The 21,935-nt window shown below is 64.7% G+C and carries 18 protein-coding genes and 1 pseudogene; 10 read left to right on the top strand and 9 right to left on the bottom strand.

From position 1 onward, the window contains the following. Positions 1 to 7 precede the first annotated feature (7 nt). Positions 8 to 1,351 carry an RNA helicase gene (locus A2G06_12100; GenBank protein ANA40891.1) on the top strand — a complete coding sequence of 448 codons (1,344 nt, stop codon included), beginning with the start codon at positions 8 to 10 and terminating at the stop codon, positions 1,349 to 1,351. Positions 1,352 to 1,501: 150 nt separating this feature from the next. Further along, entirely contained in the window at positions 1,502 to 1,861 is a 360-nt protein-coding gene (locus tag A2G06_12095) for a hypothetical protein (protein ID ANA40890.1), read from the top strand. 95 nt (positions 1,862 to 1,956) lie between these two features. Here the strand turns inward: A2G06_12095 and A2G06_12090 are convergent, their stop codons facing one another. From A2G06_12090 to A2G06_12065, 6 genes are all read right to left on the bottom strand, one after another. Then, complete coding sequence (locus tag A2G06_12090) at positions 1,957 to 3,141, bottom strand: chemotaxis protein (GenBank protein ANA40889.1); 1,185 nt, start codon at positions 3,139 to 3,141, stop codon at positions 1,957 to 1,959. A gap of 188 nt (positions 3,142 to 3,329) precedes the next feature. Then, positions 3,330 to 3,749, bottom strand: coding sequence for a hypothetical protein (locus tag A2G06_12085; GenBank protein ID ANA40888.1), 420 nt, complete (start codon positions 3,747 to 3,749; stop codon positions 3,330 to 3,332). Next, on the bottom strand, positions 3,721 to 4,923 hold the full coding sequence (locus tag A2G06_12080; protein ID ANA40887.1) for an S-adenosylmethionine synthetase: 1,203 nt from the start codon (positions 4,921 to 4,923) through the stop codon (positions 3,721 to 3,723). Before A2G06_12080 ends, A2G06_12085 begins: the two co-directional genes overlap by 29 nt. A 158-nt stretch (positions 4,924 to 5,081) precedes the next feature. Then, on the bottom strand, positions 5,082 to 5,303 hold the full coding sequence (locus tag A2G06_12075) for a hypothetical protein (protein ANA40886.1): 222 nt from the start codon (positions 5,301 to 5,303) through the stop codon (positions 5,082 to 5,084). 34 nt (positions 5,304 to 5,337) lie between these two features. Continuing rightward, complete coding sequence (locus A2G06_12070) at positions 5,338 to 5,574, bottom strand: hypothetical protein (GenBank protein ID ANA40885.1); 237 nt, start codon at positions 5,572 to 5,574, stop codon at positions 5,338 to 5,340. 518 nt (positions 5,575 to 6,092) lie between these two features. Then, positions 6,093 to 8,552, bottom strand: a complete 2,460-nt coding sequence (locus tag A2G06_12065) for a ribonuclease E (GenBank protein ANA40884.1) — start codon at positions 8,550 to 8,552, stop codon at positions 6,093 to 6,095. 272 nt (positions 8,553 to 8,824) lie between these two features. Here A2G06_12065 and A2G06_12060 point away from each other — a divergent pair, with 272 nt between their 5' ends. The 8 genes from A2G06_12060 (at position 8,825) to A2G06_12025 (ending at position 18,997) form a co-directional block, all read left to right on the top strand. Continuing rightward, complete coding sequence (locus A2G06_12060; GenBank protein ANA40883.1) at positions 8,825 to 10,762, top strand: ABC transporter ATP-binding protein; 1,938 nt, start codon at positions 8,825 to 8,827, stop codon at positions 10,760 to 10,762. A gap of 129 nt (positions 10,763 to 10,891) precedes the next feature. Continuing rightward, entirely contained in the window at positions 10,892 to 13,210 is a 2,319-nt protein-coding gene (locus A2G06_12055; GenBank protein ID ANA40882.1) for an endopeptidase La, read from the top strand. Positions 13,211 to 13,216: 6 nt separating this feature from the next. After that, positions 13,217 to 13,987: an ABC transporter permease gene (locus A2G06_12050; GenBank protein ID ANA40881.1), complete on the top strand. Its 771-nt coding sequence runs from the start codon at positions 13,217 to 13,219 to the stop codon at positions 13,985 to 13,987. A gap of 10 nt (positions 13,988 to 13,997) precedes the next feature. Further along, positions 13,998 to 14,762: an ABC transporter ATP-binding protein gene (locus A2G06_12045; protein ID ANA40880.1), complete on the top strand. Its 765-nt coding sequence runs from the start codon at positions 13,998 to 14,000 to the stop codon at positions 14,760 to 14,762. Positions 14,763 to 14,777: 15 nt separating this feature from the next. Further along, positions 14,778 to 15,860 carry an ABC transporter substrate-binding protein gene (locus A2G06_12040; GenBank protein ANA40879.1) on the top strand — a complete coding sequence of 361 codons (1,083 nt, stop codon included), beginning with the start codon at positions 14,778 to 14,780 and terminating at the stop codon, positions 15,858 to 15,860. A gap of 42 nt (positions 15,861 to 15,902) precedes the next feature. Then, positions 15,903 to 17,399, top strand: coding sequence for a peptidase M16 (locus A2G06_12035; protein ID ANA40878.1), 1,497 nt, complete (start codon positions 15,903 to 15,905; stop codon positions 17,397 to 17,399). A gap of 37 nt (positions 17,400 to 17,436) precedes the next feature. Further along, on the top strand, positions 17,437 to 18,873 hold the full coding sequence (locus A2G06_12030) for a peptidase M16 (GenBank protein ID ANA40877.1): 1,437 nt from the start codon (positions 17,437 to 17,439) through the stop codon (positions 18,871 to 18,873). Between the two features lie 16 nt (positions 18,874 to 18,889). Beyond that, a complete protein-coding gene (locus tag A2G06_12025) occupies positions 18,890 to 18,997 on the top strand; it encodes a rubredoxin (GenBank protein ANA40876.1) in 108 nt (35 codons plus the stop codon). A gap of 33 nt (positions 18,998 to 19,030) precedes the next feature. Here A2G06_12025 and A2G06_12020 read toward each other — a convergent pair whose 3' ends face one another. The 3 genes and pseudogenes from A2G06_12020 to upp all read right to left on the bottom strand — a co-directional run bounded on the left by A2G06_12020 (position 19,031) and on the right by upp (position 21,908). Beyond that, a complete protein-coding gene (locus A2G06_12020; GenBank protein ANA40875.1) occupies positions 19,031 to 19,936 on the bottom strand; it encodes a sulfurtransferase in 906 nt (301 codons plus the stop codon). A gap of 74 nt (positions 19,937 to 20,010) precedes the next feature. After that, positions 20,011 to 21,260 (bottom strand): annotated as a pseudogene (locus tag A2G06_12015) (uracil permease). A gap of 18 nt (positions 21,261 to 21,278) precedes the next feature. After that, positions 21,279 to 21,908: a uracil phosphoribosyltransferase gene (upp, locus tag A2G06_12010; GenBank protein ANA40874.1), complete on the bottom strand. Its 630-nt coding sequence runs from the start codon at positions 21,906 to 21,908 to the stop codon at positions 21,279 to 21,281. Positions 21,909 to 21,935: the final 27 nt, after the last annotated feature.

Here is a 21,935-nt window from a genome sequence, read left to right as displayed (position 1 = left end):
GTATTTCATGGATTTCACATCGTTCGGTTTTCATCCGGCCGTGGCCGGAGGGGTTGCGGCCGCCGGCTACGAGACCCCCACGCCGATCCAGGCCCAGGCCATCCCCGCGGTCATGGCGGGGCGCGACGTCATGGGGCTGGCCCAGACCGGCACCGGCAAGACAGCGGCCTTTGCCCTGCCGATCCTGCACCGGCTGCAGCAGGGAGAGCGCGGCTGCGTCCGGGCCCTGGTCATTGCCCCCACCCGCGAGCTTGCGGAGCAGATCAACGACAGCTTCGTCACCCTGGGGCGACAGACCCGCCTGCGGAGCGTGACGGTCTACGGCGGGGTAGGCGTGAATCCCCAGGTGCAGAAGCTCAAGGCCGGCGCCGAAGTGGTCGTGGCCTGCCCGGGACGGCTCCTGGACCACATCGCCCAGGGGACCATCGACCTGTCGCGCCTGGAGGTGCTCGTCCTGGACGAGGCGGACCAGATGTTCGACATGGGCTTTCTCCCCGACATCCGGCGGGTGCTCAAGCATCTCCCTCCCCGGCGGCAGACGCTGCTCTTCTCGGCCACCATGCCCATCGACATCCGCAAGCTGGCCCAGGATATCCTGGTGGACCCGGTGACGGTGCAGGTGGGGAACGTGGCCCCGGCGGTCACCGTAACCCATGCCCTCTACCCGGTGGAGCAGCATCTGAAGACACCGCTGCTCATGGAGCTTCTCCGCCACACGGACACCGAGTCGGTGCTGATCTTCACCCGCACCAAGCACCGGGCCAAGCGCCTGGGCGAACAGTTGGAAAAGGCCGGCTACCGGGCGGCATCCCTCCAGGGGAACCTCTCCCAGAACCGGCGCCAGGCAGCCCTGGACGGCTTCCGGGACGGCACCTTCCAGATCCTGGTGGCCACCGATATTGCGGCCCGCGGCATCGACGTGAGCCAGGTGTCCCACGTGATCAACTATGACATCCCCGACACGGCCGAGGCATACATCCACCGGATCGGCCGCACCGGCCGCGCGGCCCGCAGCGGCGACGCCTTCACCCTGGTGACCTCCGACGACGGGGCCATGGTACGTGCCATCGAGCGGAGCCTCGGTGCCACCATCGAGCGCCGTACCGTGCAGGGCTTCGACTACTCGGTGCCGGCGCCGAAAAAGGATGTGGAATTCGCCCGTCCCCCCCGGGAGCCGCGCCAGGCTCGCCCCCACGCAAGCCAACCCAAGAAAGGGGGCACAGCGGCATCCCCCGCGGCGTCCGGCCGGCCGTCCCATCCCAAGGACCCGGGCCGGCGGCAGCCGGGCCAGGGAGCGCCCGCCTCGGGGCCGTCGCGCCAACGGTCCGGAAGCCCCCGGCGGCCCCGCTGACAGAACGGGTCCCGATATTATTTTGATAACCATATTCACCGGTCGTCCTTTTGAGGTATAATGTAACCAGACGCGGATACACCGGCAGAGATCATGGCCCGCGGACTTCCGTTCCCGATGGGCCGGGAGCGGACGGAAAGGAGGATCGCCATGAAAGGGACGGACGTCAGAAAGCTTGTAACCGAGAGTGTCTCCGGCGAGCACCGTTTCGTGCGGTGGTGGCGGAAGGAAAACGACTTCCTCGACTATGACCTGGTCGACAAGTTCCTGGAGAGACTCTCCAGCGACGAGGAGATCGGGGGGGTCGAACTGCTCACCATGAAGGACATGGTGGACGAGGTGAAGCGGATCACGGGCGAACGCCTGACCGTCAGGCACGGCGAATCCGGCGATACCGTGGAATGGGTTCACGGCGGAAAAGGGGGCGAGCGGACCGAAGTCTGCTTCCTGACGCCCGAAACGCTGCTCACCATCTACGATGCGGAGACCCGCGGCAACCCCATCGGCTAAGGGGGAGAGGGATTGATGCAATGGAAAAGGCCGCCCGGAATGGGGCGGCCTTTGTTGTGTGAAGAGGGTACTTCCGGGGCCGGGAAAGACGCTCGTCAGGCCGACAGTTTGAAGCGGTTGACCATCCGCTGGAGCTCCACCGCCGACTGCGCAAGGTCGGCCGCCGCGGTTTCCGTCTGCTGGGCTCCCTGGGCTGCGTCGCGGATCACCAGGGCGATGCGGTGGATGTTCTCCGTGATGCTGGCGGTGGTGGCCGACTGCTCTTCCGCCGCGATGGCCACCTGGGAAACGTGGTCGATGAGGGGGGCAATGTGCTCCTTGATGGCCCCGATGGCCTGGCGGGAGAGATGCATGTCCCGGGTGCCGTTGCGGACGCTGTCGGAGCTCTGCTCCATGAGTCCCATGACGTTTTTGACGTCGCCCTGCAGCGCGCCGATGATGGACTGGATTTCCCTGGTGGACGAGGTGGTCCGTTCGGCGAGGTTGCGCACCTCGTCGGCCACCACGGCGAAGCCGCGTCCCTGCTCGCCGGCTCGGGCCGCCTCGATGGCGGCGTTGAGCGCCAGCAGGTTGGTCTGGTCGGCGATGTCCCTGATGGCGGTGATGATGTCGCCGATCCGTTCGGAATTGGCGCCCAGCGCGTTGACCGCCGCCATGGTGCCGGACACCATCTGCTCGACCGCCTCCATGATGGTGGTCATCCGGGAGATGGTTTCCGTGCCGCTTTCGGTGGCGTGGCCAGTGCCCGATGCCTCCTCGGCCATTTTCTGACAGTTGTGCGAGATTGCCAGGCTCACCGAGGCCATTTCATCCACCGCCGTGGTGATGGACTCGGATTCCTGGGAGGCGTGGTCGGTTCCTTCGGCAATCTGCGATGAGGTGGTGCGGAGCAGGTCAGAGGCGGCGGACAGGTCAGCCGCCGTGGTCTGGATGCCGGCGATGATCTCGCGCATGGAGCCCTGGAGTTCCCGCATGGTCAGGAGCATCCTGCTGAACTCGTTCTTGCGGAACACGGTGATTTCCTGGCTCAGGTCGCCCCGCGCCATGGTCTGCAGGTAACCGATGGCCCTCTGGATCGGCCGGTTGATGGACCAGATGTTGATCCAGCCGAAGATGCCCCCCAGGACGATGAAGAGGACCACGGCTCCGTACTTGATGAGGGCCGAATCAGCTTGGGCGGCCAGCGCCGTTGCGGCGATGCAGACGCTGTAGCAGAAGCAGAGCGTGGCCAGACGGGCCTTTACCGAAAAATTGAGATAAAAATTCCATAGTGACACCATTGTCGCTCCCCCGTAACTAAATGATAACGCCAGGCCGTATACAATATATCGGCGGGGAGAGCGGATAGTTTAGTCAAAAAGCGTGAAAAGGCCGATAGTTCCCTGAAAAAGTCGCCGAATACGCGATAGGGGGCCGTGGGTGGCTCGTTTGTGAATGTTCCGCCGTCTGCCGGCGAGGGTTCAGGGGGTCATGGGGCATCGGTCGGCGCAGTGGGGAACCGGGCAAGGTAGATCGTCACCCCTATGGCGATGGCGAGGAGAAGCATCCGCACCCACGGCAGCGGCACCACCAGAAAGGCCGACGGGGGGACGGTCAGCCAGACCATGGCAATGGCAACCGTCTTGGCGCGCCGGGGGATGCCGGTCCCTTCCAGATAGCCCCGGACCATGGGTCCCAGGTGGGCGTGTTCCACGAGCCAGCGGTGGAAGCGCTCCGAACTGCGCGCGAAGCAGGCCGCGGCCAGCAGAAGAAACGGCGTTGTCGGCACCAGCGGAAGAAAGATGCCGATGATGCCGAAGCCGGTTGCGATGACGCCCACGGTCAGAAAAAGCCATTTGAGCACGCAGGAGTTCCTTTCGTCAGCAGACCGGGTGACGGCCTTCGGCAAGCTCCAGGCAGAAGTCGCCAATGGTCGCCAGTCCCCTTCCGACGATGTCCTCGGCCCTCCGGGCCACATCTGCCACCCGCCGTCCCCGCTCGGGGAGAAGCTGGACCGCCGCCATGGCCGGCCGGTCGATGGGGGTGCCGATGCGGCTCAGGAGCAGGACGTGGGCCTCCCTGACCCCTTCGATTTCCTCGCAGATTTCCCGCGCCAGCCGGTGGGCGAGGATCGTATAGATCTTTCCCACGTGACTCACGGGATTCTTGCCGGCCGCCGCCTCGGTCCCCAGCGGCCGTCCAAGGGCGATGACGCCGTTCACGCGGTTGCCGCGCCCCACTTGGCCCGAGTCGGCATCTTCGGCCGAGGTGCCGAGCAGGCTCAGGTAGACTCCCCCGAGTCCCCGGCCCGGCATGTCGAGTGTGTTGAAGTGCAGCTCGGTCCGGCGGAATCCGCTCCGCTCCGCGAGGAACGATGCAATTTCCCGGGCCAGGGTTTCTTTCCGGGTGAAATAGTCGGCCTCGGATTCCACGAATCGGGCAATGAGGGGCATGGCCAGGGTTACGGCGAGATCGTTCCCCTGCCGCAGCCCCATGACCTTGATGTCCTCGCCTGACTCGGGATGGCGCTGCTTGAAGGCGGGGCCGTTGAGGTGCCGCTCCAGGCCGAGCACCGCCTGTTCCGTCGGCGAGAGGGGCCAGTAGCCGACTGAGGCCGAGGTGTCGTTGGCGGCCATGACAGTGCCCGGACGGGCAAAGATGTCGGTGAGTTCGGCAGAACCGGGCGCCAGCATGATCCGGTAGCGGATATGCTCCTCCGGGTCCACGAAGCGGAGATTGGCGCGAATCCACTCCCGGGCCGCGGTGACGGCGATGTCCGCCACCGGCACGGTCGTGCCGCCCACCGTGAAGGTGGCCCGGTCGCCGATGATGAGCTCCATGGGGGTAACCACCCGGCCGCCGCCGAACCCCTTTTCCACGGTCCCGGCAGCCAGGAGGCTCTTGTCGATATTGTGATGGAGAATCCTGCCGAATTCGCGCAGGTATGCCCGGCTCAGGGCCACGGAAACGGCATCCACCACGGAGTCGCAGATGGTGTCGGGATGTCCGCGCCCCTTGCGCTCGACGATTTCCACCCCTTGTTCGACGACCGGTTGTCCCCGGTAGGCCTCGATGGTGATCATACTGATAACTGTAGCACAGGCGGGGATGTTGTCATACGGTCAGGGGGGGCGCCGGCAAAAAATGGGGCCGTAGGGCTCTCCCGGGCTTCGCGGGGTGCCGACGACCCCCCATGGCAGGTGAGGCTGCGGGTGTTCGGGGGAGGGCGCCGCGGCCGTGTTCAGGTCTTCTGGCTCTCGGCGGGCGGTACGGCCCCTTTGGTGCTGCCGGAACCGATAAGGCTCCGGATGGCCGCGATGGTCTGGGCTACGACCACGATGGCGCAGTAGCAGATGAAAACGGTGGTAAATACCCCCTGAAACCCCTCTGTCTCGCCAACAGATGCGAACGCCGGCGAGACTCCGCCCAAAACGAATGAGAGCGTGCCGATCCGCGCTTTCATGGGTGCCTCCTGCCGGGGTGCAGACCCCGGGTGTTCAGGCGTCGTGGAGGTCGGTGAAGGGGATGACGCTGACACAGGTGTCGCTGGAGAGGCTTCGTAGCATGCTCACGAGAAGCAGTACCACCGGCATGAACTGGACGAGTACCGCGGTTATGCCGATGAACGCGAAAAAGGCCTGCAGAAAGTCATCCATGCCGAACTGGGCAACGATGACCGGCGTTCCTGCATCGTCAAGGATGGGGAATGAGAGGATTCCACTCAAGAGCAGCATGATCCAGCCTCGTTATTTTCTCGCTGTAATCCGAGGCTCTTGCACACCTCCTGCGGGGCCGGTCTGCGGTGTTGCCGCTCACCCGAAAGCTCACCGTACCGACGGGTACGCCTTGCTTCCTCGCTCGCTTGCGCCGAGCATCCCGGCTTCCTCATAACGTTTTGCAAGAGCCTCTTCCGGATATGTCGTTTTCTGTTTTTGCAGTACCCATACCAATAGCGCGCAGTGCGTGGTCACTGTTTGCAACGTAGTGTAATTGTTGGATTGGCTTGGTGGAAGATGTGCTGCTGTTTTGGACGGGAAGGGCCCTTTGTATGGATTGCCTATACACCGGATAAGGGGGGAGGACTGGCCGGTTAGCGGATAGTTATGGCTAACCTGTTGATAGTTGGCATTTAGTTGCAGGGGCTGGGGGGTGCCTTGAAAAGCTATACAGTAGGATGCGAAATGGCAGGGCTTCGGAGCGAAGCCCTGCCCGATGGGACATGCCGGCCAGGGGAGCTGGCGGCGTTCTATGGCTATACTGCTTCCGGCGCTTCCTCTTCTGCCGGCGTTTCTTTCTTTTTACGCGTGGCCCGTTTTTTCTTGGGCGGTTCGTCAGCGGCCGGTTCCGGCGCAGGGGACTGCGATGGATCCGGCGCCGGCTCAACGGCGGCCTTTTTACGCGTGGCCCGCTTCTTTGCCGGCTTAGGCTCGGCCGGCGGGGCAGGGGTCGCTTCAGCAACGGCCGGCGCCTGCTTCTCTCCGGGGAGAGATGCGACCGGCTCGGCCTGCTCAGGGACTTCGGCCGCTTTTTTGCGGGTGCGTGGCGCGCGCGTTTTTTTCAAAGCGGGTTCGGCGCCTTCAAGGGGCGCTTCGACAGCGGCTGGTTCCGGTTCAGGCCCGGCACCCTGGGCCTCTGCCGGCTCAAGTTCCGCTGCCGGCGCCTCGGTTTCCCCGTCGCCGCGTTTCGGGCTCCGGTGCTTGCGGCGACGCCGTTTCTTCTTAACCTCTTCCGATGCCTCCCCGGCTTCTTCGGCGGTCGCCGGAGTTCCGACCGCTTCCGTCTCGGCGGATACTTCTTCTGTCTCTTCTGTCTCTTCTGTCTCTTCGGCGGCTTCCTGAACTGAAGCCTCGTCGGTCACGGATTCGTCCGCTTTCGCCTTCTTGCCGCGCCGCCGCTTGCGCCGCCGCTTCCTCTTGGCTTCTTCCGCCGGGGCACCGCCTTCCGTTGTTTCTTCGCCCCCTGCGACCTCCGGCTCCTCTTCGCCGCCGGCTTCGGTCTCACCGTTTTCCTCCGCTTCGGCAGACGTCGCGGATTCAGCCATCTCTTCGGCTTCGGCCTTGCCCTTCCGGCGGCTGCGGCGCCGTTTCTTCTTCTTGCCCTCGGCCTCGGCCGCCGGCGGTTCGGCCAGGACCGCGACTTCTTCGACGGCTTCGGTCAGAGCTTCGGCATGTGTCTCGGCCACCTTTTCCACGTGCTCTTCGTGGGTTTCCACGTGGGCCGGTTTTTCGCGCCTGACCAACTCCAGCTCCAGTTGGTTCATCAGGAACGAGGTCTTGCCCTTAACGGTCACGACGATGTCGTACTCGTTCTCGATCTGGGCCAGTTCCCTCTTCTTGCGGTTCAGCAGGTAATAGGCGACCTCCAGGGGAAGCCCGCCGTGCACCTCGGCCACGGTCCCCTTGGCTGCCGCGGCGTGGACCTTGCGCAGAAAGGAGAGGGCCATGTTCTCCACGCTCTTCACCTTGCCCCGCCCGCCGCAGTGGGGACATTCCAGGGTGCTGCCCTGTTCGAGGGTCTGGCGGATCCGCTGGCGCGACATCTCCAGCATGCCGAACTGGGAAATGCGCCCCACCGTCACCCGGGCCTTGTCACCCTTGAGGGCCGCCTTCAGGGTCTTTTCCACGGTGGTGATGTGCTTCTTGTCCCGCATGTCGATGAAGTCGAGCACGATGAGCCCGCCCAGGTCGCGCATCCGCAGTTGCCGCGCAGCCTCTTCGGCCGCTTCGAGATTGGTCTTGTAGGCGGTGTCTTCGACCCCCTTCTCGCCGGTGGTCTTGCCTGAGTTGACGTCGATGGACACCAGGGCCTCGGTGGGTTCGATGATGAGGTAGCCGCCCGATTTGAGGGGGACTTTTTTCTCGTAGATGAGGTCGATCTGCTCTTCGATCTGGTAGCGGGAGAAGATGGGGCGCTTTTCCGTGTGGAGCTTCACCAGCTTTTCGTGCTTGGGCATGGTCTGCTTGAAGAATTCGCGGGCCTGCTTGTAGACGTCCTTGCTGTCCACCAGCACTTCGTCGATCTCGGCGGTGAAGTAGTCGCGGATGGTGCGGATGACCACGTCCAGTTCCCGGTGGAGGAGGGTGGGGCCCTTGGCGGCGGCCGCCTTGTCCACGATGCCCTGGTGGAGCTTTACCAGGTACTGGAGATCCTTGGCCAGTTCCGTCTTGGTCTTGCCCAGGGCCTCGGTTCGGACGATGTAGCCGTAACCCTCGGGGATCTCCAGCTCGGCCACCTTTTCCTTGAGCTTCTTCCGGTCGGACTCGCTCTCCACCTTGCGGGAGATGCCCGCCGAGTCGCTGCCGGGCATGAGCACCATGTAGCGGCCCGGAAACGACATGTAGGTGGTCAGGGCCGCTCCCTTCATGTCCCGTTCGCCCTTTTCCACCTGGACGATGAGCTCCTGCCCCCGGCGGACGACTTCCTGGATGCGGGGGCGGCGGCTGTGGTTCTCTTCGGGGATGTCGCTGCGCCATTGCCAGAACGAGGGGTGGATTTCCCCCATCTGGAGGAAGCCGAGCCGTTTCAGTCCGATGTCGACGAAGGCGGCCTGCAGTCCCGGTTCAACCCGGACCACCACCCCCTTGTAGACATTGCCTCGGGTCTGTTCGCTCCCCTCGATTTCGATGTCCAGATCGACCAGCTTGCCGTCTTCAACGATGGCGACGCGTGATTCTTCCGGATGCATCACGTTGATGAGCATTTTTTTTGCCATTGATTTCAGTCCTTTGTGCGGTCTGCGGGGCACCCCGCGCCGCGGAAATGTATGGTCGCCCGCGGCGCAGGCCGCGCGACCCGATGGGTATCCAGAACGCCTTGTGGGCGCTGAAGGTCGATAAAACCTCAAAAGTATAGCAGAGTTTTCCCTTGTGTAATAAGAAAAAACTGGCCCCTGGTACGCCCGCCTGCCGGAGCAATTGACAAAATCGCGGGGCACCCCCTAGTATAGCCCTGTAGCGCTAACGGAACGCGGTTCGGGATACCTTCATGCTCCATCTGAGAAAACTGTCAAAGGATTTCGCCGGCACCTCCCTGTTCGCGGAGATCGACTGGCATCTGAAAAAGGGGGAACGGGTCGGCCTCGTGGGCGAGAACGGAGCCGGGAAGTCGACCCTGATGCGCATCATTGCCGGGCTCGTGGAACAGACATCGGGCGAGCTCATCTTCGCCCGGGGCGCCACGGTGGGCTACCTTCCCCAGGACGGGATCGTGACCCGCGGACGGGGGCTTCTGGCGGAGGCCATGACCGCGCTGGAGGGCCTTCAGTCCCTGGAGCGGGAGCTGCACGAACTGACGTCGCGGCTGGAGGATACCCCCCATGATGCGCCGGATCACGGCGAGTGTCTCGAACGCTACGGCCGGCTCCAGGAGGAGTTCCGGCTGCGGGGCGGATACGCCATGGAGGCGGAGGCCTGCCGGGTCCTGGACGGGCTCGGCTTCACCACCGGCGACCGCCGGCGCGACTGCGGCGAGTTTTCCGGCGGCTGGCAGATGCGGATCGCCCTGGCCAAGCTCCTGCTGAAAAAGCCCAACGTGCTGCTGCTGGACGAACCCACCAACCACCTGGACATCGAGGCCCGCAACTGGCTTGAGGGGTATCTCCAGGAATATCCCCATTCGGTCATCCTCGTCTCCCACGACCGCTTCTTCATGGACCAGGTCTGCCACCGGATCACCGAGGTCTGGAACGGCACCCTTACCGACTATCATTGCTCGTACAGCCGCTACCTGACGGCCCGGGAGGAGCGGGTGGCGGCCCTGCGCGAGGCGAAGCGGCGCCAGGACGAGGAAGTTGCCAAGATCGAGGACTTCATCAACCGCTTCCGCTACAAGGCCGACAAGGCGGCCCTGGTCCAGTCGCGGGTCAAGCAGTTGGAAAAGATCGAGCGGATCGTGCTGCCACCGGAGCGCAGGAGGATCCGTTTCCGCTTCCCCGACCCCCCCAAGAGCGGCAGGATCGTGCTGGAGCTGAAGGGGGTGACCAAAGCCTACGGCAGCCACGTGGTCCTGGACGGGATCGACCTGACGGTGGAGAAGGGGGAGCGGATCGCCCTGGTGGGGCACAACGGCGCCGGCAAATCGACCCTCATGGGGGTGCTGGCCGGCAAGCCGTTCCAGGGAGGGGAGCGGGTCGCCGGCCACAACGTGGTTGCCGACTACTTCGCCCAGGACCAAGCCCAGGTGCTGGACGGCGCGAAAACAGCCCACGAGGAGCTGCTGGCGGACGCCCCCTTCGACATGGTGCCCCAGTTGCGGGACATCCTCGGCGCCTTCCTCTTCACCGGCGACGACATCCACAAGCGGGTGGAGGTCCTCTCGGGCGGCGAGCGGAACCGGCTGGCCCTGGCCAAGATGCTGCTGCGGCCCTCGAACCTGCTGCTGATGGACGAGCCCACCAACCACCTGGACCTCTTCAGCAAGGAGGTGCTGCTGGACGCCCTCAAGACCTTTGCCGGCACCGTGGTCTTCGTCTCCCACGACCGGCACTTCATTGACGGCCTGGCCACCCGGGTCGTGGAGGTGGAGGGGGGGCGGCTTACCAGCTACCACGGCGACTACGAGTACTATCTGCGGAAAAAGTCAGCGGACGCTGGCCCGGCCCAGCAGGCCGCCACTGGCCGGTCCCCGGTGCCTGACCCATCGTCCGGGCCGCCGGCCGCGGAATCCAAGGAGGAGCGGCAGCGCCAGCGGGAGGAGGAAAAGGCCCGCCAGCGGGATGAAAAGCGCCGCCTGAAGCGCCTCGAAGAGCTGGAATCCGCCATTGCCGCCGAAGAAGGGCTCCTGGCCGACCTGGAGGCGCGCATGGCTGATCCGGCCTTTTTCGATGACCACGAGCAGGCCCGGCGGGGGGGCGAAGAACATGCCGGACTCACCGCTCGCATCGCCACCCTGTACGGGGAATGGGAGAGCGTCGCCGCAGGCTGAGGAGTGGCTCTCCCTATCCCCGCGGCCTTGCTGCATTCCCGCGCCATTCATTGACAGGCGCGGCTTCAGAGGCTACTCTTTCAGTACTCTGCCGCCACCGCGAGCCGCTCGACCAGAGGATCAGGTTCCATGTCCGAGTCCGTGTCGATATCAGTTCCCGCCGTTCTTCCGCTCTTCCCCATCCGGGAGATCGTAGCCTTTCCCTATATGATCTTCCCGCTGTTCCTCAAGGACGACGAACTGACCGCGTTCGAGGACATGCTCGGCCACGAGCAGATGGTGGTGCTCGCCCGGACCCGGGAAGAGGCGGCGTCCGGCCAGGCACCGCAGCTCTGCGAGATCGGCACCCTCTGCAAGGTGAACCAGATCTACCGGCTCCCCGAGGGGGGCGGCAAGGTGGTCCTGGAGGGGGTCGTGCGGGTCCGGATCCTGGACGTGGCGGATACGCTCCCCCACATCCAGGTCCGTTGCGAAGCGATCCACGAGTTCTTCGAAAAGTCGGTGGTTTCCGAAGCCCTGGTCCAGAGCCTCAACGCGCTCCTCAAGATCGCCCTTTCGTACGGTCGTCCCCTGCCGGACGACGTCATGAAGATGATCGACCTGATCGACAACCCGGCCCGGCTGGCGGACCTGGTGGCCCTCTACGTCAATCTCGCCCTGGACGAGCAGCAGCGGCTCCTGGAGACCGTGGACCCCCTGGAGCGGCTCAAGAAGGTGTACATGCACCTGACCGCCGAGGTGCAGCGGCTCCAGGTGAAGGGCGAAGTGCAGGCCGAAGTGACCCGCCGGGTGGGGAAGAGCCAGAAGGAGTACCTGCTGCGGGAGCAGATGAAGCAGATCCAGGAGGAGCTTGGCGAGGAGGACCCGCGCGGCACCGAGATGGCCGAACTGCGGAGCCGGATCCAGAACGCCGGCATGCCCGACGAGGTCCGCAAGATCGCCGACAAGGAACTCAAGCGGCTGGACCGGATCAATCCTTCATCCCCCGAATACACGGTGGCCCGCACCTATCTGGACTACCTGGCCGGCATGCCCTGGGGCAGGTCGACGGCGGACAACCATGACATCAACCAGGCCGAGGCGGTGCTGGACGAAGACCACTACGACCTGAAAAAGGTCAAGGAACGGATTCTCGAATACCTGGCCGTCCGGACCCTGCGCGAGAGGATGAAGGGGCCGATCCTCTGCTTCGTGGGCCCGCCGGGGGTGGGAAAGACGAGCCTCGGCAAGTCCATCGCCCGAGCCCTGGGGCGGAAGTTCATCCGGATGTCCCTGGGGGGGATGCGGGACGAGGCGGAAATTCGCGGCCATCGCCGCACCTATATCGGCGCGCTTCCGGGCCGGATCATCCAGGAGATTTTCCGCTGCGGCAGCAACAATCCGGTCTTCATGCTCGACGAGGTGGACAAGATCGGCCTCGACTTCCGGGGCGACCCGGCGAGCGCACTCCTGGAGGTGCTCGACCCGGAACAGAACAGCACCTTCACCGACCACTATCTGGACGTGCCCTTCGATCTCTCCAATGTCATGTTCATCACCACGGCCAACCTGCTGGACCCGGTGCCGGCGGCTCTCAGGGACCGGATGGAGGTGATCCGGCTGTCGGGCTACACCGACGAGGAGAAGGAAAAGATCGCGGTCCGCTACCTCATCCCCAAGGAGGTGGAGGAAAACGGCCTCTCCGCCACCCCCCCCGCCTTTGCGTCTGCCGCCATTTACAAGATCATCGGCGACTACACCCGGGAGGCCGGGGTGCGCAACCTGCAGCGGAACATCGCGTCGGTCTGCCGCAAGGTGGCCAAGGAGATCACCCAGGGCAAGCCCCTGCGGGAGACCATCACCCCCCAGGTGGTGGAGGAGTTTCTGGGGCCCCGCACCTTCTTTAACGAGGTGGCGGCGGAGCAGGATCGGGTCGGCGTGGTGACGGGGCTCGCCTGGACCGAGACCGGCGGAGACATCCTCTTCGTGGAGGCGACCCGCATGAAGGGCAAGCGGGATCTGATCCTGACCGGCAGCCTGGGGGACGTGATGAAGGAGTCGGCCCGGACCGCCCTTTCCTACGTGCGCGCCACCTGCGCTGACTGGGGGATCGACGAGGGGGCCTTCGAGGACACCGATCTCCACATCCACGTGCCGGCCGGGGCCATTCCCAAGGACGGCCCGTCCGCCGGGCTCACCATGGTGACCGCCATCGTGTCGCTGCTGTCGGGACGACCGGCCCGACGCGACGTGGCCATGACCGGCGAGATCAGCCTCACCGGCCGGGCGCTGGCCATCGGCGGCCTTAAGGAGAAGGTCCTGGCGGCCCGGCGGGCCGGGGTCAAGACCGTGGTGGCGCCCTCGCGCAACCGGGAGAACCTTGAGGATATCCCCGACGACGTGAAGAATGAGCTTACCTTCATCTTTGTGGATGACGTGCACGAGGCGGTGGCTGCCGCGCTCCAGTGACAACCGATGCCATTGACCTCCATTGAACAAACCGTCAAGAGCTTTCTCGCCGAATTCCAGGCGTTCTGCGTCCTTTCGCTCAGGGCCGTGGTGCGCATCTTCCGCCGCCCCGGCTACTACCGGGAATTCGTCATCCAGTTCGACAAGATGGGCGTCGGCTCCCTCTTCATCATCTGCCTCACGGGGCTGTTCACCGGCATGGTCATGGCGCTCCAGGCACTGATCCAGCTCAAGCCCTTCGCCGCCACCAGCTACGTGGGGGGGATGGTGGCGGTGACCATGGTAAAGGAACTGGGGCCGGTCCTCTCCTCCCTCATGGTCGCGGGCCGGGTCGGCTCGTCCATCACCGCCGAGTTGGGCACCATGGTGGTGACCGAGCAGGTGGACGCCATGCGGGTGGAGGGGACCGACATCGTCAGCCGGCTGGTCACCTCCCGCCTCAAGGCACTGATGCTGGCCATGCCCATGCTGGCCCTGGTCACCGACGCGGTGGCCCTGCTGGGCGGGTACATCATTGCGGCGGGGTATGATATCAACCTCCTCATGTACTGGAAGTCCCTGCCCCAGTTCATGGTGTTCCAGGACCTCATCGAGGGGGTGATGAAACCCTTTGTCTTCGGCACCCTCATCGCACTCATCGGCTGTTACGTGGGGCTTTCCACCCGTGGCGGCGCCGAAGGGGTGGGGACGTCGGCCAAGCGGGCAGTGGTCCTCTCATCGGTCATGGTGCTGGTGGCTGATTTTTTCATGACCAAGATATTCATCGTGTTCCGGTGAGGGCGACGACGTGAGCGGAGGCGAACAGGGCATCAGGATGGACAAGGTTTCCTACTCCGTGGGCGGGCGGACGATCCTCACGGAGTTCGACCTGTTTCTCGCGCCGGGCGTGAACCGCACCATCCTGGGACGGAGCGGGGCCGGCAAGACCACCATCCTGCGGCTCATGCTGGGACTCATCCGCCCCCAGGCCGGGACCATCTCCATCGACGGCATTCCCATCGGGAGCCTGAGCGAGAGCGAGCTGATCCGGCTCCGGAAGCAGATCGCCATCGTCTTCCAGGGGGGGGCGCTCTTCGACTCCCTCACGGTGGGAGAAAACGTGGGCTACCGGCTGCTGGAAGAGGGGCGCCTCAGCGAGGGGGAGATTGAGCGGATCGTGCTGGAAAAGCTCTCCTTCGTGGGGCTCGAGCACTCCATCGACTTCTATCCGGCCGAGCTCTCCGGCGGCATGAAAAAGCGGGTGGCCATCGCCCGGGCCCTGGCCGCCGAGCCGCGTTACATTTTCTTCGACGAGCCCACCACCGGCCTCGACCCGGTGGGGGTCTACAACATCCAGCACCTGATGCTCGGTCTGCAGGGGGAGGGGAAAACCACCCTGATGGTCACCCATGACCTGGAAACCGCCTTTGCCGTGTCCGAGCGATTTTCGTTCCTCCATGACGCGCGGCTCCTCTTCGAGGGGACCGAGGAAGAGATGCGCCGGTGCGGCGTGCCCGATATCCGCGAGTTCCTGAAGCCGTCGGAGGCGTCGCTCTTCAGAAATAACGAATAGCACAGAGGACAGTTCATGAAACGAAGCGACACCATATCGTGGTCCCAGGTGCGGGGCGGGCTGTTCGTCCTGGCGGCCCTGGCCTTTTTTGCCGGCGGGGTCCTGATCATGGGGGACAAGACCAAGTTCTTCGTGCCCAAGGGGAGGTTGTCGGTGATCATGACCGACGTGGCCGGACTCAAGGTGGGCGCGCCGGTCTGGCTGGCCGGGGTCGACGTGGGCATCGTCACCGACATCCGCTTCGAGCGCCCCGAGCAGAGCAACGAGGTGGAGGCGGTGCTGGAAGTGGACAAGGAGGCCCTGAAGAAGATCGGCCGCGACTCGGTCATCACCGTCAAGACCCGCGGGCTCCTGGGGGAAAAGTACGTGGACATCACCCCCACCCGCCAGATTATCGCCACGCCTGAAACGCGGCTCCAGGGCACCAGCCTCCCCAAGCTCGACGACGTGGTCCAGAAGGCGGGAGAGGCCTTCGAACGGGTCAACGCCGTGGTGGCCAAGACCGAGCGGGGCGAGGGGACCCTGGGGCGCTTTGCCAGCGACCCCAAGCTCTATGACAATCTGGTGCGGCTCACGGTGGAGCTGAACACCATTGCCGACTCCGTGAACCGGGGGGAGGGGACCCTCGGCATGCTCAACCGGAGCCGCGAGCCCTATGACCGGCTCATGAACATCCTGGCGCGGACCGACAGCACCCTGGCGGAGATCCAGTCGTCGGAGGGGACCCTGAGCAAGCTCATTCGCGACCGGGAGCTCTACGACAAGCTGGTGGCCGTGGCCGACAAGGCCGGCGGGGCCGCGGACGAGGTGCGGGAGCTGAACCGCAAGCTGGTGGCCAAGGAGGGGACTCTGGGGCTGCTCCTGGCCGACCGGGGCTTCTACGACAAGGGGATGAGCCTCATCGACCGGGCCGACCGCTCCCTCTCTTCCCTGGAAGAAATCACCACGCGCCTCCAGCGGGGCGAGGGGACCGCCGGCAAGCTCCTGTCCGACAAGGAGCTCTACGACAAGCTCAACCGGATGGTGGGCGACCTGGACCTGCTGGTGCTGGACATCAAGGAAAACCCCAAGCGGTACGTGAAGTTTTCGCTGTTCTGACGGCCGGAACGACCCGGCAATCACTCTCTACTGAGGTAGGACATGAAAAGATCGGCTATGTGCATCGCAGTGCAAATGCTGCTGGCGTTGGTTGTCATCCTCCCGGCCTTCGGCGCGGGCCTTGAGGAGCGGGTGCGGGAGCATACCCTGAAAAACGGGATGAAGCTTCTCATGGTGGAACGCCACACGTCGCCCACGGTGGCCGCGTGGATCCGGTTCCGGGTGGGGAGCGTGGACGAGCGCAGCGACGAGCGGGGAATCGCCCACCTGCTGGAGCACATGCTGTTCAAGGGGACCAAGACCCTCGGCACGAAGGATTATGCCGCCGAAAAGCCGCTCCTGGACAAGATCGAAGAGACGGCCCAGGCCCTGATCGCCGAAAAGGCCAAGGGCGCCCGGGCCGACGCCGGACGGGTGGATGACCTCCGCAAGAAGCTCAACGCCCTGGAGGCCGAGGCCGGGAAGTACGTGATCAAGGAGGAGTTTGCCGAGATCTACGCCCGCAACGGCGGGGCCGGCTACAACGCCATGACCGGCAAGGACGGCACCACCTACCTGATCAACATGCCGTCCAACAAGCTGGAGCTCTGGGCCGCCATCGAGGGGGACCGGATGCAGAACGCGGTGCTGCGCGAGTTCTACACCGAGCGTGACGTGGTCATGGAGGAGCGGCGCCGCTCCTACGACACGGAGCCGGGGTCCAAGCTCTGGGAGACCTTCGTGGCCGTCACCTATAATGCCCATCCCTACGGCCAGCCGATCATCGGCTGGATGTCAGACCTGGAAAACCTGACCAGGACCAAGGCCGAGGAGTTCTTCCGCCGGTACTACAAGCCCAACAACGCCATCGTTGCCCTGGTGGGGGACATTGACCCGGACAAGACCATCGCCCTGGTTGAAAAGTACTTCGGCGATATCCCGCCGGGAACCCTTGTGGGGCCGGTGGCCGTGGTGGAGCCCGCCCAGCAGGGCGAGCGGCGGGTGGAGATCCTGGCGGATGCCGAGCCGGAACTGCTGATCGGCTTCCACAAGCCGACCCTGCCCAATCCCGACGACTACGTCTTTGACGTGATCGACATGATCCTGGCTGACGGCCGCACCTCGCGCCTCTACAAGAAGCTGGTGGTGGAGAAGCAACTGGCCGCCGAGGTCTCCGCCTTCTCGGCCCCGGGGAGCCGCTACCCCAACCTCTTCGTGGTGGCCGCCACCCCCCGCGCGCCCCACACGGCCAAGGAGGTGGAGGATGCCATCTACGAGGAGCTGGAGCGGCTCAAGAAGGAGCCCATGACCGAGCGGGAGCTGGCGCAGATCCTCAATCGCCTGGAATACGAGGAGAGCCGGCAGATGATCTCCAACGGCGGGCTCGCCCGTAACCTGACCGAGTACGAGGCCGTGACCGGCTCCTGGCGGTACCTGATCGAGCACCGCAGGGAGGTGGCCAAGGTGACCCCCGACGATGTGATCCGGGTGGCCCGGAAGTATTTCGTCCGAGAGAACCGGACCGTGGGGGTCATCACGAAGAAGGACGACGTAAAGTAGCGGCACAGCCAACCTTATCGCGAACGAGGACGCACGAATGACCATTACGCAACGTTTCGCCCTGTTCTTAGCATTTCTGGTACTCGTACCCCTTGCCGCCCTGGGCGCCGAGGTTCCCACGGCAGCCAAGGCCGACCCCCGCACCATGACCTTTCCGAAGCTGGCCTTCGAGGTGCCCCGGACCGAGCGGGCGGTGCTGAACAACGGCATGGTCGTCCACATGCTCCCGGACCGGGAATTGCCCGTGGTGAGCCTCACGGCCTACGTGAACGTGGGGAGCATCTATGAGCCGGCCGACAAGGCGGGCCTTGCCGGGCTCACCGGCGCGGTTATGCGGAGCGGCGGCACAAAGGATATGGCACCCGAGGCCCTGGACGCGGAGCTTGAGTTCATGGCCTCCTCGGTTGAGGCTGGCATCGGCGGCGATGCGGGGAATGTCTCCCTGGCGTCCCTGTCCCGCAACCTGCCCCGGACCCTGGAGCTGTTCGCCCGGGTGATGATGAACCCGGCCTTCCGGGAAGACCGGGTCGCCCTGGCAAAGAACCGTACCATCGAGGCCATCCGCCGCCAGAACGACGACTCCAAGGGGATCGCCGACCGCGAGCTCCAGAAGGCCCTCTATCCCGGCCACCCCCTGGGGCGCTTCCCCACGGTGGCCACGGTCCAGGCCATCACCCGCGACGATCTGGCGGCGTTTCACGCCCGCTACTTCCGTCCCGGCAACGTTGTCATCGCCGCTGCCGGCGACTTTGACCCCACGGAACTGGTGAAGCTCCTGGAAAAAGCCTTTGCCGGCTGGAAAGAGGAGAATGTCGACTTCCCGCCCGTGGCCGAACCGTCCCGGGAGATGAAGCCCGCCGTGCTCCTGGTGCGCAAGGAGGTGAACCAGTCGGCCATCCGCATGGGGCACCTGGGGATCGACAAGAACAATCCGGACCTCTACGCCATCAGGGTCATGGACTACATCCTGGGGGGCGGCTTCACCTCGCGGCTCACCACCGAGATCCGCTCCAACCAGGGGCTGGCCTACAACGTGAGCGCCTCCTTCGACGTGGGGCGCCGCTTCGTGGGCACCTTCGAAGCCGAAACGGAAACCAAGAGCGAATCCACGGCCAAGGCCATCGCTCTCATGCGTGACATTATCGAAGGCATGCGGAAAGAGCCGGTGACCGATCAGGAGTTGGCCCTGGCCAAGAATGCGATCATCAATTCGTTCATCTTCGGGTTCACCCGCCCCGATTTCATAGCCAACCAGCGGGCCCGACTCGAATTCTACGGCTATCCCGACGGCTATCTGGAAAACTACCGGGCCAATATCGCCCGGATCACCAAGGAAGATGTCCTCCGCGCGGCGCGGACCTACCTGCACCCCGACCGGCTGACCATTCTCGTGGTTGGTGACGACAAGACATTCGACAAACCCCTCTCCACTTTCGGCACGGTTCAGGAGATCAAGCTGGAGAACGGGAAATAAGAAAGGAGACAACAGCATGGCAACCTGGAAGTGCGGAACCTGCGGCTTCACCAAGGAGGGGCGCTGTAAGCCCCAGAAGTGTCCCCAGTGCCAGGAAAAGGGGAATTTCGAGAAGCAGGAGTGATCGAGAGCAGGGCGGCCCACGGGCCGCCCTTTTTCAGTATCCCACCAGGTGGAGTTCCACGCTGATCAGGTCGTTGACCAGGTGCATCCCCAGTTTTTCGAAGAACTTGCCTGAGCCGTAGTTGACGTTCCAGCGGGTCCGGTCCAGGTCGAGACATGCCTGGGCCGTGACGCCGCCGTCCTGCCGGGGTGCGATGAGGGCGGGACAGGCGACGGGGTGGCTCGTTCCCCTGATGGTAAGTGCCCCTGTGATCCGGTAGTTGGGGGTGCCGGGGGTGGCGTCCGGCAGCGGCTCGGCCCCGGTCAGATCGAAGGTGGCGGTGGGGTGGCGGGCGGTGTCGAAGAAGTCATCCGATTGCAGGTGGGCGACCAGAAGGCGGTTCAGGGCGCTGTCGGCCAGATCGACGTCGACGATGGCGGTCATGTCCACGACCACCTGTCCGGTGACGGGCGTCCCCCCGGACATGGTCAGTTCGCCGCTTGCCACGGCGATGGTGCCGTGATGCCGGCCGTTGATGTTGCGGCCGGTCCAGTGGAGCATGCTTTTGGCCGGGTCGGCCCAGTAGGTCCCGTCCCGGAGTGTCGGTGCCGGCACGGCCTGTTCCGGGGCTTCGTTCACCGGCAGGCCGGCGGCGCGCCATTCGTGGAGGCCGCCGGTGAAGGCCCGCACGTTGCGATAGCCTGCCTCCGCCAGCTTCTCCGCCGCCACCGCCGCATCCCGGGAGCGGCCGCTCGACCCGTAAACCACGATGGCCGCGTCCTTGTCGGCGGTTATGGCCTTCACCTGGTCCAGAAACGTCACTTCGTGGACGCAGGCATTGCAGGCGCCTGCCACGTGACACTCCCCGTAGTATTCCTTGGGCAGCACGTCGATGAGGATGAGTGCCCCGTCGGCCAGTTCTTTCCGCAGTTCGTCCCTGTCGATGGTGGCGTTCGGCATATTGACCCCCTTCCCGTGGTCCGGATGATGGCTAGCTAGATGCTATCACGGGGGAGGTGTCCGTCAAGGGACGTTCAGAACGCCTGTTGGGCGCTGTCCCTTTTCTCCTTGGGCAGGAAGAGGTTGAGGAGCACGGCGGTGATGCCGCAGAGGCTCACCCCCTGGAGAGTCACCCAGCCGGTCTGGAGGGTCAGACCACCGATGCCGAACACGAGTACCAGCGACACGATCACCAGGTTGCGGGGCCGGTGCATGTCGACCCGGGCATGGATGAGGGTATTGAGGCCGACGGCGGCGATGCTGCCGAACAGCAGGATCATGATCCCCCCATGACCGGGGTGGGAATGGACTGGAGCAGGGCGTTGAACTTGCCGAAAAAGGCCATGAGGATGGCGATGCAGGCGGCCCAGGTCATGATGACGGGGTTGTGGTTGCGGGTGATCATGACCGCGCCGGTCACCTCGGAATAGGTGGTCACCGGTGGGCCGCCGATGAGTCCGGCCACGCAGACCGCCAGCCCGTCGCCGAGCATGGTGCGGTGGAGCCCCGGCCGGGCGGTGTAGTCGCGTCCCGTAACGGCGCCGATGGCGATGATGTCGCCCACATGCTCGATGGCCGGGGCCAGCGCCACCGGGATCATGAAGAAGATCGCCGGCCAGCTCCACTGGGGCGTCACGAAGGGAGGCACGGCGAACCAGGGTGCCGCGGCGATGGCGCTGAAGTTTACCAGCCCCAGGAACGCCGAGAGACTGTAGCCCACGGCAACCCCGGCAAGGATCGGTATGAGCCGGAAGATCCCCTTTGCCTTCAGGGCGATGACCACGGTAGTGGCGAGCGATACGCCGGCCACCAGGAGGGCGGTCTGGTAGTCCACCAGCACCGCCTTGCCGTCGCCGGTCTTGCCCATGGCCAGATTGACCGCTACGCCGGCGAGCCCCAGGCCGATGAGCATGATGATGGGGCCCACCACCACGGGGGGCATGATCCGGTGGATGAATGCGACGCCCCGTAACTTGATGAGCAGGGCCAGCATCAGATAGAGCGCGCCGGAGGCGAAGAGCCCCGACAGGGTGGCCGGGATGCCCCAGGTCTGGACGCTGTAGATGATCGGCGCGATGAATGCGAAGGACGAACCCAGGAAGATGGGGACCTTGCGGCCGGTGCATGCCTGGAAGATCAGGGTGCCGATGCCGGCGCCCAGCAGGGCCATGCTCGGGTTGAGCCCGGTGAGGATCGGCACCAGCACGAGGGCGCCGAAGGCGACGAAGAGGATCTGCGCGCCGGCGATGGCCTGGCGCCAGGCCGGTTCCTGGTGGTGGGTCATGGCATGCTCCGCGGGAAGTTATTTGGTGCCGAAGATCTTGTCCCCAGCGTCGCCGAGACCGGGGAGGATGTAGCCGTGTCCGTTGAGGCAGCGGTCAATGGCCGCCACGTAGATGTCCACGTCGGGATGGGCGGCAGTGACCCGGGAGAGCCCCTCGGGTGCCGCCACCAGCGCCAGGACCCGGATCTGGCGGCAGCCGTTGTGCTTGAGCATGCTGATGGTTGCTTCCATGGAACCGCCCGTGGCGAGCATGGGGTCGAGGATGAGGGCCAGCCGTTCGTCAAGCTTGCCCACGAACTTCTCCAGATAGGTGTGGGCTTCGAGGGTTTCCTCGTTGCGGGCGAGTCCCACCACGCTCACCTTGGCGTTGGGGATCATGTCGAGAACCCCGTCGAGCATACCGATGCCGGCCCGCAGGATGGGCACCACCGTCACCTTCTTCCCCTTGATCTGCTCGATCTCCACGGGGTTGCCGTCCCAGCCGGTGATGGTCCGGACCTCCAGGGGGAAGTCGCCGCATGCCTCGTAGGCCAGCAACCGTGCCAGCTCGGCGGCAAGTTCCCGGAATTTCTTGGTGCTGATATCCGCCTCGCGCATGAGGCCGATCTTGTGCCTGACTAACGGGTGGGTAAGCTCGTGAACGCCCATGGATGCCTCCGTTGTGGTAATTCGCCG

It is taken from the genome of Geobacter anodireducens, assembly GCA_001628815.1.
In the GTDB taxonomy this organism is placed as follows: Bacteria; Desulfobacterota; Desulfuromonadia; order Geobacterales; family Geobacteraceae; genus Geobacter; species Geobacter anodireducens.
The sequence above is the reverse complement of the archived record's forward strand: the minus strand, read 5'-3'. Positions and strand labels throughout refer to the sequence as shown.